This is a genomic window from Buchnera aphidicola (Cinara laricifoliae) (assembly GCF_900698945.1).
In the GTDB taxonomy this organism is placed as follows: Bacteria; Pseudomonadota; Gammaproteobacteria; order Enterobacterales; family Enterobacteriaceae; genus Buchnera_F; species Buchnera_F aphidicola_AC.
On record NZ_LR217717.1, the window covers coordinates 398053 to 411073 of the forward strand.

General features: G+C 20.5%; 14 protein-coding genes and 3 tRNA genes. 8 read left to right on the forward strand and 9 right to left on the reverse strand.

The genetic code is table 11. From position 1 onward, the window contains the following. The first annotated feature begins 135 nt into the window (after positions 1 to 135). Positions 136 to 223: transfer RNA gene (locus BUCILAFE3058_RS01810), tRNA-Ser, on the forward strand. Positions 224 to 296: 73 nt separating this feature from the next. Here the strand turns inward: BUCILAFE3058_RS01810 and BUCILAFE3058_RS01815 are convergent. Continuing rightward, a complete protein-coding gene (locus BUCILAFE3058_RS01815) occupies positions 297 to 878 on the reverse strand; it encodes an NfuA family Fe-S biogenesis protein (RefSeq protein ID WP_154061686.1) in 582 nt (193 codons plus the stop codon). A 139-nt stretch (positions 879 to 1017) separates the two neighbouring features. On the opposite strand from BUCILAFE3058_RS01815, the gene BUCILAFE3058_RS01820 reads away from it, so the two are divergent. Next, a complete protein-coding gene (locus BUCILAFE3058_RS01820) occupies positions 1018 to 1803 on the forward strand; it encodes an alpha/beta fold hydrolase (protein ID WP_197730369.1) in 786 nt (261 codons plus the stop codon). Positions 1804 to 1865: 62 nt separating this feature from the next. Here BUCILAFE3058_RS01820 and ssb read toward each other — a convergent pair whose 3' ends face one another. Continuing rightward, positions 1866 to 2399, reverse strand: a complete 534-nt coding sequence (gene ssb, locus BUCILAFE3058_RS01825; protein ID WP_154061688.1) for a single-stranded DNA-binding protein — start codon at positions 2397 to 2399, stop codon at positions 1866 to 1868. A 256-nt stretch (positions 2400 to 2655) separates the two neighbouring features. Here ssb and dusA point away from each other — a divergent pair, with 256 nt between their 5' ends. The 4 genes from dusA to hemW all read left to right on the forward strand — a co-directional run bounded on the left by dusA (position 2656) and on the right by hemW (position 7176). After that, positions 2656 to 3633, forward strand: a complete 978-nt coding sequence (dusA, locus tag BUCILAFE3058_RS01830) for a tRNA dihydrouridine(20/20a) synthase DusA (protein ID WP_154061690.1) — start codon at positions 2656 to 2658, stop codon at positions 3631 to 3633. Between the two features lie 116 nt (positions 3634 to 3749). Then, positions 3750 to 5123: a replicative DNA helicase gene (dnaB, locus tag BUCILAFE3058_RS01835; protein ID WP_420021818.1), complete on the forward strand. Its 1374-nt coding sequence runs from the start codon at positions 3750 to 3752 to the stop codon at positions 5121 to 5123. A gap of 404 nt (positions 5124 to 5527) precedes the next feature. Further along, complete coding sequence (gene ruvX, locus BUCILAFE3058_RS01840; protein ID WP_154061694.1) at positions 5528 to 5929, forward strand: Holliday junction resolvase RuvX; 402 nt, start codon at positions 5528 to 5530, stop codon at positions 5927 to 5929. Positions 5930 to 6027: 98 nt separating this feature from the next. Next, positions 6028 to 7176: a radical SAM family heme chaperone HemW gene (hemW, locus tag BUCILAFE3058_RS01845; RefSeq protein WP_154061695.1), complete on the forward strand. Its 1149-nt coding sequence runs from the start codon at positions 6028 to 6030 to the stop codon at positions 7174 to 7176. A 35-nt stretch (positions 7177 to 7211) separates the two neighbouring features. Here hemW and trmB read toward each other — a convergent pair whose 3' ends face one another. After that, positions 7212 to 7934 (reverse strand): tRNA (guanosine(46)-N7)-methyltransferase TrmB, encoded by a 723-nt coding sequence (gene trmB / locus BUCILAFE3058_RS01850; RefSeq protein WP_154061696.1) that lies wholly within the window; start codon positions 7932 to 7934, stop codon positions 7212 to 7214. Positions 7935 to 8067: 133 nt separating this feature from the next. On the opposite strand from trmB, the gene mutY reads away from it, so the two are divergent. Then, positions 8068 to 9363, forward strand: coding sequence for an A/G-specific adenine glycosylase (gene mutY / locus BUCILAFE3058_RS01855; RefSeq protein WP_154061697.1), 1296 nt, complete (start codon positions 8068 to 8070; stop codon positions 9361 to 9363). A gap of 43 nt (positions 9364 to 9406) precedes the next feature. Here the strand turns inward: mutY and sbcB are convergent, their stop codons facing one another. Further along, complete coding sequence (sbcB, locus tag BUCILAFE3058_RS01860) at positions 9407 to 10855, reverse strand: exodeoxyribonuclease I (protein ID WP_154061698.1); 1449 nt, start codon at positions 10853 to 10855, stop codon at positions 9407 to 9409. A 67-nt stretch (positions 10856 to 10922) separates the two neighbouring features. Continuing rightward, a tRNA-Asn gene (locus BUCILAFE3058_RS01865) sits at positions 10923 to 10995 on the reverse strand. A 182-nt stretch (positions 10996 to 11177) separates the two neighbouring features. Here BUCILAFE3058_RS01865 and BUCILAFE3058_RS01870 point away from each other — a divergent pair. Beyond that, positions 11178 to 11250: transfer RNA gene (locus BUCILAFE3058_RS01870), tRNA-Ile, on the forward strand. Between the two features lie 55 nt (positions 11251 to 11305). On the opposite strand, the gene BUCILAFE3058_RS01875 is transcribed toward BUCILAFE3058_RS01870, so the two are convergent. From BUCILAFE3058_RS01875 to rpsF, 4 genes are all read right to left on the reverse strand, one after another. Then, the gene (locus BUCILAFE3058_RS01875; protein WP_172598725.1) at positions 11306 to 11713 is read right to left on the reverse strand and encodes a hypothetical protein; all 408 of its coding nucleotides are present in this window, start codon (positions 11711 to 11713) and stop codon (positions 11306 to 11308) included. A gap of 29 nt (positions 11714 to 11742) precedes the next feature. Beyond that, on the reverse strand, positions 11743 to 12192 hold the full coding sequence (gene rplI / locus BUCILAFE3058_RS01880) for a 50S ribosomal protein L9 (RefSeq protein ID WP_154061702.1): 450 nt from the start codon (positions 12190 to 12192) through the stop codon (positions 11743 to 11745). Between the two features lie 60 nt (positions 12193 to 12252). Continuing rightward, complete coding sequence (rpsR, locus tag BUCILAFE3058_RS01885; protein ID WP_154061704.1) at positions 12253 to 12480, reverse strand: 30S ribosomal protein S18; 228 nt, start codon at positions 12478 to 12480, stop codon at positions 12253 to 12255. Between the two features lie 79 nt (positions 12481 to 12559). Next, the gene (rpsF, locus tag BUCILAFE3058_RS01890) at positions 12560 to 12940 is read right to left on the reverse strand and encodes a 30S ribosomal protein S6 (RefSeq protein ID WP_154061706.1); all 381 of its coding nucleotides are present in this window, start codon (positions 12938 to 12940) and stop codon (positions 12560 to 12562) included. Positions 12941 to 13021 lie beyond the last annotated feature (81 nt).

Sequence of the window (13021 nt, forward strand, 5' to 3'; positions counted from 1 at the left end):
AATATTAAAATAAAAGTATTACATATATAATATATATACTGTCATAAATTTATTAAATTGATAAAAAACTTGATTTTAAAAATAATATTTTATATTATAAATAATATAAAATATTATACTATAATATAAATAATTGGTGAGATGTCCGAGAGGCTTAAGGAGCATGCTTGGAAAGTATGTATATGATAAAAACGTATCAAGGGTTCGAATCCCTTTCTCACCAAAAAAAAATTAATTTAATTATATATAAATTATTATTTATATATAATTAATTTGATTTAAAATAAATATATTAACTAATAATATGAGTGTTGACCCGAAATATGATTAGTTACATCTTCTATTCTAGAAATTTCAGGAAAATATTTAATTAATTCTTTTTCTATTCCAATTTTTAAAGTAGTGTCTATCATAGAACATCCGTTACAACCACCTAAAAATTTTAAAAAAACTACTCCTAAACTATTTACTTTAATTAAAGTAACAGAACCACCATGCAGTGATAATTTTGGATTAATTTCAGTATATAAAAAATTCTTTATCTTACATTCTAATTTAGAAAATTTTTTTGATTGTTTTAATAACTTTGCATTTGGAGCATTTAAAGTAATTTGCGAACCAAGATCATTTTTAATAAGATCTATTTTAGAGTTTTTTAAAAATGGTACTAAATATTTACGAAAATAAATCTTAAATTCGATATAAGAAATTTTTTTATCTTTAATAACATCAATATCTTGATACTCACAATACGACATACCACATTCAGCGTACATAGTACCAGGCGAGTTCACAAAAATTCTAATATTCGTTCCTTCTTTTTGTTTAGATAATAAATTAATTATATATTGTTTAGCTAAATCAGATATTGTAATCATAGAATTTTTCTACATAATATGTTATTGTATAATATAAAAATAAATAATTTTATATCTTTAATAAATAAAAGATATAAAATACTATATTTATGAACATCATCGATAAATTTATAACTATATTTATAGCTATATCAACAAAATGGAAAAAATAATATATCAGTCTATATTTGGAAAAGGTAAAATACATCTAGTATTCTTACATGGATGGGGTTTACATTCAATTGTTTGGGATAAAATTATTCCTATATTACAACCATATTTTACTTTACATATCATTGATTTACCCGGATTCGGAAAAAATATTAATTGTCCAATTATGAATTTTGATCAACTATCTAGTTATTTATTAAAAATAGTAAAATTTAAATCTATTTGGTTAGGATGGTCAATGAGCGGGTTAATTATACATCATTTAGGATTACACTATCCACATAAGATACATGCAATAATTTATATCACATCATCACCATTTTTTATACAAAAAAAAAAATGGCTAGGAATACCAATTTATAAATTAAAATCTATAAAAAAAAATATTCTAAACAATTATAAAAAATTTTTAACGCAATTTATTCTAGTACATGTTTTAAATATTAATAAAGTTAATATACACAATATTAAAATAAAAAAATTTTTTTTAAAAAAATATCCTAATCCAAAAAAAAAAGCAATTGAAATAGGATATCAATGGTTAACAAAAATTGATTACAGAAGTAAAAAATTATCTAAAAATATTCCAATATTACAAATATATGGAGAATTAGATGATCTTGTACCTAAACAAATATACCGAAAAATAAAATATTCACGAATAAATTATAATTCCGTTATTATAAATGGCGCCAAACATGCACCATTTTTATCGCATCCTAATACTTTTTGTAATATTTTATATAAATTCATAAAAAATATATATTTAATATAATTAATAATAATATATGCATAACATATATCATTATATATACAATATATATTGTAACTCAAAACTTAAAAAGGAATATCTTCATCATCAAAATCAATCTTAGAAGTTGTATCGATTAAATGAGATTTATTTTTAAATTCATCAGAAATGTTATGAGATACTTTTTCAATAGGTATTGATTTGGATAAATTATTTTCACTAGATATATCTTGCATTTCAGAATCAGATAATGATGATACATTATTCATATTACGAGATCCTAACATTTGCATAGAACCAGTTACACTAACTATTATTTCTGTAGTATAACGATCAAGTCCGTTTTGATCTTTCCATTTACGAGTTTGTAAAGATCCTTCAATATAAACTTGCGATCCTTTTTTTAAATATTGACCAGAAATTTCAGCAAGCTTTCCAAATAAAACGACACGATGCCATTCAGTTTTCTCTTTTGTTTCACCGGTATTTTTATCTTTCCAAATATCAGAAGTCGCTAAATTAATATTTACTACCGCACCTCCGTTAGGCATGTACCGTACATCTGGATTTTGTCCTAAATAACCAATCAAAATTACTTTATTTACGCCTCTACTTGCCATACGTTTTAACCTAAATATAATTAATATAGATATATAATAATCTTAAATTATACCACAAAATAAAGAATAATTTAATTATACTAAATATTTTTATAAAATATAATTTATATAATAAATATTTTAATTAAATAAAAAATAATAAAAAATTAAAAATTATTTTTTATATATCAACATAAATTAAAATAAAAATATTTTTAAAAATAATAATTTTTTAAAAAAATTATACCCCTTACTCCATAAAATATAGATATATACAATGCAAATAAAATATTCAAATAAATTTTCTGTCGCGCCTATGCTAAAATATACTGATAGACATTGTCTATTTTTTTATAGACAACTTACAAAATATACCTTGTTATATACTGAAATGATTACTACCAATGAAATGCTTTGTAATAAAAAATTATTTAAAAAAAAACAAATTAAAAATATTAATCCATTAGCTATTCAATTAGCCGGAAATAATCACATTCATTTTAAAAAATGCGCAAAAATAGCATATTTATTAGGATTTAGTGAAATAAATTTAAACATTGGATGTCCTTCTAAACATGCTCAACACGGTAATTTTGGTATATGTTTAATGCACAAACCAAAATTAGTATATCATTTAATAAAATCTATATATTTTACTGTACCAGTTCCTATTAGTATTAAAATTAGAATAGGAACAAATAAATGCCATCACTATAAGTTTCTTAAAAACTTTATTCAACTAGTATCTAAAAATAAATATTGTAAAAAATTTATCATACACGCTAGAATTGCAGATCTTAACATTAATAGTCCAAAAAAAAATCGTAATATACCTAAATTAAATTATCAATATGTTTATCAAATTAAAAAAGATTTTCCAAATTTAAAAATTATTTTAAATGGAGGTATTAAATCTATTGAAGAAATACAACAACATTTAAATCATGTTGATGGTATTATGATGGGTAGAGAAATATATAAAAATCCACTTTTATTAAATCAAATAGATGAAAAAATTTTTTTACAAAAAAAAAGAATCAAAATTAAACAATGTTTGAAAAATATGTTGAAATATATTATTAAGGAAAAAAAAAACGGAACAAAAATTATTCATATAATTAAACATATGTTAAATATCTTTCATAATCAACCATATTCAAAAAAATGGAAATTATATATTACACAATACATACATCATCAAAGTGATATACATTATTTATTTAATAAAATATACAAAATATTTAATAAAAATTAAAATAATATTATTATTTAAAAAACTTAAAAATAATAATTTGTATTTAATTAAAAATTAACCTATTAATTAAAATATTCATATATATTTAAAAATTTATGCAAGAGAATCAATTATTTATGATAGATTTAATAAAAAATAAAAAAATATTTAAAATACCTCCACATTCATTAGAAGCAGAACAATCTGTATTAGGAGGATTAATGTTAGATAATCAACAATGGGATATAATTTCTGAATATATTATTACCGAAGATTTTTATAGTCGACAACATCAATTAATTTTTTGCGAAATGAAATACTTAATTGAAAAAGGATCTCCTATAGATTTAATTACCTTATCAGAATCATTAGAACAAAAAGGAGAATTAAATAATGTAGGGAGATTTTCTTATCTAGCAGAGATTTCTAAAAATACACCTAGTATTAGTAATATAATTTCCTATGCAGAAATTATACGTGAAAGAGCAATTATACGAGAAATTATTTTAACTGCTCATAATATTGCGCATGCAGGATATTACCCAAAAGGACGAACGAGTATAGAATTACTTGATTATGCTGAATCTAGTGTATTTAAAATTTCAGAAACACGTACAACCGATGGTAGTGGTCCAAAAAATATAGAAAAAATTTTAGATACCACCATTCAATCTATTGAAAAACTTTTAAAAAAACCCCACGACGGAATAACAGGATTAAATACAGGATACCATGATTTAAATAAAAAAACATTTGGATTACAGCAATCAGATTTAATAATTATTGCTGCTCGACCATCAATGGGTAAAACAACATTCGCGATGAATTTATGCGAAAATACTGCTATGTTATACGAAAAACCAATTTTAATCTTTAGTCTAGAGATGCCCGGAGAACAAATTATGATTCGTATGCTTGCTTCGTTATCAAGAGTGAATCAATCTAAAATCCGAACCGGTCAATTAAATGATGAAGAATGGAGTAGAATATCTAGCACAATAAACATTTTACTAAAAAAAAAAAATATCTATATAGATGATTCATCTGGATTAACTCCAAATGAAGTTCGTTCTCGTTCACGTAAAATATATAGAGAAAATAATGGATTAAGTTTAATTATGATTGACTATCTTCAATTGATAAAAATACCAGCATTATCAGGAAATAGAACTTTAGAAATAGCTGAAATTTCTAGAACATTAAAATCATTAGCTAAAGAATTAAATATTCCAATTATCGCTTTATCACAATTAAATCGATCTCTTGAACAAAGATCTGATAAAAGACCTGTCAATTCAGATCTTAGAGAATCAGGTTCTTTAGAACAAGATGCAGATCTAATTCTATTTATTTATAGAGATGAATTATATCATGAAAACAGTGAATTTAAAGGTATCGCAGAAATTATAATTGGTAAACAAAGAAATGGGCCGACAGGTACTATACGGTTAACATTTAACGGACAGTGGTCTAGATTTGATAATTATACAAACCAACAATACCATTTTTAAAATTTAAAAATAATCATAAATTAATACTTATAATCATAAAATGAATATGTATATTTAAATAAAATAAAAAAATAAATTATAATTATTTTAATTTAAAATCAATTTATTTAAAAACACTTTTCATATTATATTTATATTTATAAATATTATTATTAAATAATCTAATATTAACGTTATGCACTCTATCAAATTTTTTATCAAAAATACAAAAATATGAAATATATATTTCAATAATATTCATTAAACATAAAAATTATGACTATGTTATAGTATATAATATATTATTTATAATTACTAGAAAATATACTAAAAATATGGTATATATAATATACGTAGTCATGATTTAAAATCATTAAAATATATAAAAAAATAAAAATATTTAAATTTATTAAAACAAAAATTACATGATTATTTTATCTTTCGATTATGGCACTAAAAATATTGGTCTAGCTATAGCCGAAACAAACCTAAATTACTCAGTTCCAATCAAATCCGTAATACATGATAAAAAAAATATTTTTTGGAATAAAATTGATGAAATAATAAATTATTGGAATCCAAAATATATAATTATTGGTTATCCTTACAAAATAAAAAAAAAAATAAATAAAAAAATTAAAAAATTTAGCTACCTATTAAAAACAAAATATAATAAAAATATTTTCTTATATAATGAAAATTATTCAACTAAAGAAGCTGAATTTTTTTCAAATAGTTATATAAAAAAAAAAAATAATTCATATTGTATACACTCTATTGCTGCAAAAATAATTCTTGATAGTTGGTTAAACAATAATTTTCATTAATATAATATATTTATTTTTTCAAATCAATATATTTTTATATAAAAAATCAAAATAATCATTATTATTATAATATTTACTTTAAATGATAATTAAATTTTATGCACAATAAAAAATTATATACATTACCTCCCATCAGCTTATATATCCATATACCATGGTGTTTAAAAAAATGTCCATATTGTGATTTTCATTCATATAAATACTCACAGAGTATATCAGAAAAAAAATATATAAAACATATTATACGAGATCTAAAAAATGATAAAAAAATCATATCTAATAGATCTATTAAATCAATTTTTATTGGAGGTGGTACACCAAGTTTATTAAAAAGTAAAACTTTACTATATTTACTTACAGAAATAAAAAAAAATATATCTATTTCAAAAAAAATAGAAATATCTATAGAAGTTAATCCAGATATAAATCAAAAAAATAAATTACTAGAATATTATCAAGCAGGAATTAATAGATTCTCAATAGGTATACAAACATTTAATACAAATTTACTCGCAAAAATTGAACGAAAATATAATAAAAAAAAAGCTATAAAACTAATTAATTCTATAAATCATATATCTCATAAAAATTTAAATATAGATCTAATGTATGGACTTCCTGAACAAACTATTGAAAATGTTTTAGAAGATTTATACCAAGTTATAAATTTAGAGCCCGAACATATATCATGGTATCAATTAAATATTGAACCAAATACTAAATTTTATACACAAAATATTAATCTGCCTTCACTTCAAGTAACAAAAATAATGCATTTAGAGGGAAAAAAATTACTAGAAAAATATGGATATATACAATATGAAATCTCTTCTTATTCTAAAAAAATCAAATATCAATGTCAACATAATTTAAATTATTGGAATTTCGGTGATTACATAGGTGTTGGATGTGGAGCACATGGCAAAATAACTCAACCAAATCAAAAAATCATTAGAACTATAAAAACTAAAAATGATAACATTTATGTAACAAAAAAATATATAAAAAAAAAATATACTGTATCAACAAAAGATATTCCATTCGAATTTTTTTTAAATAAATTTAGGTTACTTCAACCAATTTATTATAAAGATTTTGAAAATCAAACTTATATTAAAAAAAATAAAATTAATAAAAAAATTACTATAGCTATAAAAAAAAATTATTTAATACAAACTACTAATGCATGGTATATTACTGATATCGGAAGAGAAAAAATAAATTCACTACTATTGATTTTTTTATAAAATATATTAATTTTAATAATTAATATTAATAAAAATTATCTTGTATTAAATTGATATTTATAATCAAAAATATTTTTTTTTAATAATAAAGCTTTTTTTTTAAATTTAGTATCATTTTGCACAGTTAGTAATGGAAACATAGCTGTTTCAAAAAAAACACGTCTAAATTCAGAAAATAAAGAAATTATATTATATATTTTTTTTGAATATAATAAACAATCTGTCATGATATGTAAAAAACCATTATAAATAATTTTCTTTAATATCAATGCTATAAAATGATTATTTATTAATCTCCTCTTATGATGTTTAGTTTTAAACCAAGGATCCGGAAAAAAAATTTGAAAAATACTAATTGTTTTATTAGGAATCATATATGTAAGTACATCTACTATATCATGAAATATTAATTTTACATTAGTGATTTTCTTTGCATAAGCATATCGAATAGCTGTTAATATACTTTTTGGATACACTTCTACACCAATAAAATTTATATGAGGATTATTTAAAACTTTTTCTATAAATAATATTCCATCACCAAATCCAATTTCTACAATACACTGTTGATTTATAGGAAATAAATCTAACAAATTAAACTGGATACGATTAAAATTAATTCCGTATATTTTCCAATATATTTCAATATTCTCTATTTTTTGTATTTTTAAATTTCTTTTCCTCATCACATAACTTTTTATTGATGTTGAAAAATTTCTGTTTTTATTAAAAAATAAATCGTTTGCTGAAATCATCATTTGATATCACCGATAAAATCTATCATATATATGAATTAAAATCTATTAATTACAAATTTTTTATTTTAATATAATTTATATCTATAAAATTTATATAAAAATACTATTTTTTAATCAAAAAAGTAGGATAAATATGCTATTTTCGCAAAAAATATTAAACTGGTACCATATTTTTGGAAGAAAAAATTTACCTTGGCAAAAAAAAAACATATATCTTATTTGGATATCTGAAATTATGTTACAGAGAACACAAGTTAAAACAGTAATCCCATATTTCAAAAAATTTAAAAAAAATTTTCCTACTCTTAAATCATTAGCATATGCTAATATAAATGAAATTTTATATTTATGGAGCGGTTTAGGTTATTATCAAAGAGCTCATAATATACATAAAACCGCTATTATTATTCAAAAAACACATAATGGAATTTTTCCAAAAAATATCAATGAAGTAAAAAAATTACCTGGAATAGGTCCATCCACAGCAGGAGCGATTTTATCATTTGCATACAATTTTATATATGCTGTTTTAGACAGTAATGTAAAACGCATATTAATACGATACCATGCTATTAATATAAATTATAAAACAAAAAACCAATTAGATAAAATATTATGGAAATTAATTAATCAATATATTCCTATTCATCAATCTAGAAAATTCAATCAAGCTATGATGGATATCGGTTCAATCATTTGTACTAATAAAAATCCTAGTTGCTCTATATGTCCTTTACATAATACTTGTAAATATTATATTCATAAAATAAATTTTAAAGAACTTGTACATAAAAAAAAAAATAGAATTGGTATCTTGTTTTCTATTATAAAATATAAAAATATGTATTTGTTAAAACAACAAAATCGAATTTCTATTTGGAAAAGTCTGTTTTATTTTCCTATAACATTTTTCTCAATATCTAAAAAAAAATATGAAAAATTTAAAAAAAAAATAAATAATTTAAATACAATAATTAATCCATTTATACATTACGCTAGTAATGTACAACTATATATTTATTCACACACTATAATAATTAAAAAAAAAAAAATAATAAAAAATATCAATCAAAAGAAAATATGGTATGATATTTTAAAAGAAAGAAAAATTGGTATTCCTGCTCCAGTAAAAAAAATATTAACTCTATTAAAAACAAAATTAATCAAAAAAAATATGAAAAAAAATAATATACGTATAATTTTTTGTTCTTTTTTAAGAAAAAACGCAGAAGGTCTTGATTATCCGTTTTTTACAGGTAAAACGGGTAAAAAAATTTATGAGGAAATTTCTAAAGAAGCATGGTGTCATTGGTTAAAAGAACAAACAAAAATTATTAATGAAAAAAAATTGAATATGTTTATAAAAAAAGATAGAAAATATATAAAAAATAAAATGAAAAAATTTTTTTTCGACAAAATACAAAATTAAAAATAAATTTAATAAAAAATTATTTTTAATTAATAAATAATTTTTAACTCAAATTATTTATTATATAAATAATCTGATTAACATAAATTATTAATTGCTCTAATAAAAAAAAATTTTTTTTATCTAAACGATGTTTTAATTGCAAAAATCTAATTTTTCTTATATATTTTTTAATATAAGTAGAATTAATTTTATGTTTACAATATAATTGCCATCGTTTAATTTCATTAAAATTTAATAATTTTATAAAATTTCTTGCTTTTAAACGAAAAAAAATTTCTTTAATTCTCGTATCAATAAATTCAGGATACCAATTTATCCATTGTAATGGTACATGAGAATGAATAAAAGAAAATAACATTTTATCTGAAGAATTAAAAAAATTTTTATATAACATTAAATCTACATTATCATCTACTTCATTTTTTTCACTTTTTAAAAAAAAAGATAAAATCCAATTTTTTAATAATGTATTATTTTTTAATAAAAAAAAATTTTTTTGACATCTTGAATAATTTATATTTAATCTTTTGCAATCTTGTTTAGAAAGTGAATTATATGAAAAAAATAGAGGAGATTTATTTATACATACAACTTGTATTCCACAATCAAATAATTGATGAATCTTTAATTTATCACGAACACAATATGAATATAGATGAAATATTTTCTTAAAATTTATCGATAAATTAATAATAATTAAATTATTATTAAATTTTGGATGCATACCTAAAATCATTATACAACCAAAATTATTGTTTTTAGATCCAAAAAAACTAGATAAATAAAAAAAAGGTTTATTATAATTCTGAGAAATAAAATTTAATATAAATTTTTTATGAGATATTTTATATAAAAATAAAAAAAATTTTTTATTCTTTTTATATAAAAATTGTACTATTAAAAAAGTAGCCATAACATCAGAATATGCATCATGAGCATTAATATGTATAATATTATTAATTGATGTTATATCAGATAATTTAAAACTAACAGTACCATTAATTTTACGATACCATAACATAGTTTTAGGATAAAAAATATAAAAAGCACGTACAATATTCAAAACATCCCAACTAAAATTACCATTTTTCCAACTCCATTCATATGGATCTAATAAATTTCTATAAAAAATATTACGAGTTATTAAATTATCAAAATTAATATTATTATATCCTATAATACAGGAATTTTTTTGTGAAAAAATATCATAAATTTTTTTAGTAAAACAATATTCATTTAAACCATACTGTTGCGTATATTGAGGTAATATTTTAGTAATTAAAATAGAATTAGGATCTGGCAAATAATCTATAGGAGGGTAGCAAAACAAAATTGTTTTTTTACGAATAAATTTAAAATCATTATCTGTTTCTATACTACAAAATTGAGCAACTTTATCTAAAGATATATTTAATCCGAAAGTTTCATAATCATAGAAAATAAAAGATTTATTTATAACAATATCAGTGGTATTATTTTGCATTAACATAAAATTAAATTAATAAAAATTTTTAATATGAGTCTATATCTAGTATATATAAAATATATCCTATTATCTCCCCTGACTGGACTCGAACCAGTGACATACGGATTAACAGTCCGCCGTTCTACCAACTGAACTACAGAGGAATATATTAAATATATATCATATTAAAATTTTTATGTCAATTAATAATTAAAAATATATTTTAATTTTATAAAAATTAATTCATCATTCAACCATAAAATTTAATAAAAAGTATAGATTAGTATTGAAAATTGATTTATAATAACATTATTAAGATTAATATTATTTAAATTAAATAATTTTAGGCCCTTTAGCTCAGTGGTTAGAGCACACGACTCATAATCGTTTGGTCGCTGGTTCAAATCCAGCAAGGGCCATATAATAATGTATTAAATATAATTTTTTATATTTATATATATGCGTATTATTTATTTATATATAAATAAATTTTATTCTTTTATTTGAAATAAATGATAATCGAGCAAATTTATCGCCTGGATTAATATCAAAATCTTTATTACTACAATTCCATATAGATATTTTTAATTCATCTTTATAGGAATTAAAAATACTAAACGGATTTCCTATTACAATATTATATTTTTTTTTTATAATAGCAAGTGGATCAATAACTATACGAATAGTACTATCAAATGAATTTACTAAAATTCCTGTAGAAATTAATGATGTTTTTTTAGATAAAATAGATATAGATTCTTTAATACAAGCTATTAAAAAAAAACTAAAAAATTTTTCACATGAATATTCAGGAAAAAAAAAATCTGTTTTAAGGCGTAAATCAATAATTTTTATTTTAATTTCTGAAAAATCCGTATACATAAAATACATTCCTATAACATAAAAATATTTTATTTTGATAAAATTGAAACCTGAATTTCAGTAGAAATATTTTTATACGGATTAAAAATAACTTGATGAATGCCTAAATACCGTAATAACCCTTGAGGTAATTTAATTTCATGTTTTTTAACAAAAATACCCATTAATAATAAATTATTTATAATATCTTTAACGCCAATTGAACCAAAAATTTTATTTTTCTTACTCGATTTCATAAAAAAAACAACAGAACCAATTAATTTAAGATCATTAATTCTATTCATAATTTGATTTATTTTTTCAGATTCTTTTTTTTCAGCAAATATTCTAGTTTGTTCAAAAATTTTAATATTTTCAGAAGTAGCTAACAATGCTTTTTTCATAGGTATTAAATAATTTCTAGCATATCCGTTTTTTACAGAAATTAATTGACCTTTTTGACCTAATTTGTCTATAGAATTAATTAAAATAACTTTCATAAAATATGAATGCCTTAAAAAATTATTCAAAATGTTATAGAAGAAAATAATTAGCGGTTTTTACTGATGCTGATCAGTATATGGCATTAAACCAATAAAACGAGCTCTTTTAATTGCACGAGCTAATTGTCTTTGATATCTTGCTTTTGTTCCTGTAATACGACTAGGGACAATTTTTCCACTTTCAGTAACGTAATTCTTTAATGTAACTATATCTTTATAATCTATCTGCTTTACTCCTTCTGCTGTAAAACGACAGAATTTTCTACGACGAAAATAACGTACCATACCTTACACCTCTTAATTCTATTTATTAAGTAATAATATTGAAATTAATTTATAAAATATAAATATTTTTAATCTAATATTATTTAATAATAACTTGATTTTGATTATTTTTAATAGATATTGATTCTTTTTTAATGTATTCCTGTGTTTGTAACATAGGTGACTTTTCTTTAAAAGCTTCATTACATAAAAGAATAAGGTAACGAATAATATTTATATTAAATTTAAAATCATTTTCTAAATCTTGCATATATTGAATAGAAATTTCAATATTCATAAGGACATAATGAGCTTTTTTTAACTTATTAATAGTATATGATAAAGAACGTTGCCCCCAATCTTCTAAACGATGTATAACTCCTTTTTTAGATTTTATCATATTTGAATAAAATTCAATAATATGTGAAATTTTATCACTTTTATCAGGATGAACCATTAATATTATTTCATAATGACGCACAAATAAAACTCCTTTAAAATATATAAAATAAATTATTTAAAATAATTATTTTTAATAATATTTAATTTTATTAAAAAAACA

What these genes read in the sequence shown, in the direction of transcription:
- BUCILAFE3058_RS01815 (WP_154061686.1), bottom strand. Translation starts at nt 878, where the DNA reads ATGATTACAATATCTGATTTAGCTAAACAATATATAATTAATTTATTA.
- rpsR (WP_154061704.1), bottom strand. Translation starts at nt 12,480, where the DNA reads ATGGTACGTTATTTTCGTCGTAGAAAATTCTGTCGTTTTACAGCAGAA.
- BUCILAFE3058_RS01820 (WP_197730369.1), top strand. Translation starts at nt 1,018, where the DNA reads ATGGAAAAAATAATATATCAGTCTATATTTGGAAAAGGTAAAATACAT.
- dusA (WP_154061690.1), top strand. Translation starts at nt 2,656, where the DNA reads ATGCAAATAAAATATTCAAATAAATTTTCTGTCGCGCCTATGCTAAAA.
- hemW (WP_154061695.1), top strand. Translation starts at nt 6,028, where the DNA reads ATGCACAATAAAAAATTATATACATTACCTCCCATCAGCTTATATATC.
- rplI (WP_154061702.1), bottom strand. Translation starts at nt 12,192, where the DNA reads ATGAAAGTTATTTTAATTAATTCTATAGACAAATTAGGTCAAAAAGGT.
- dnaB (WP_420021818.1), top strand. Translation starts at nt 3,750, where the DNA reads ATGATAGATTTAATAAAAAATAAAAAAATATTTAAAATACCTCCACAT.
- sbcB (WP_154061698.1), bottom strand. Translation starts at nt 10,855, where the DNA reads ATGTTAATGCAAAATAATACCACTGATATTGTTATAAATAAATCTTTT.
- trmB (WP_154061696.1), bottom strand. Translation starts at nt 7,934, where the DNA reads ATGATGATTTCAGCAAACGATTTATTTTTTAATAAAAACAGAAATTTT.
- mutY (WP_154061697.1), top strand. Translation starts at nt 8,068, where the DNA reads ATGCTATTTTCGCAAAAAATATTAAACTGGTACCATATTTTTGGAAGA.
- ruvX (WP_154061694.1), top strand. Translation starts at nt 5,528, where the DNA reads ATGATTATTTTATCTTTCGATTATGGCACTAAAAATATTGGTCTAGCT.
- ssb (WP_154061688.1), bottom strand. Translation starts at nt 2,399, where the DNA reads ATGGCAAGTAGAGGCGTAAATAAAGTAATTTTGATTGGTTATTTAGGA.
- BUCILAFE3058_RS01875 (WP_172598725.1), bottom strand. Translation starts at nt 11,713, where the DNA reads ATGTATACGGATTTTTCAGAAATTAAAATAAAAATTATTGATTTACGC.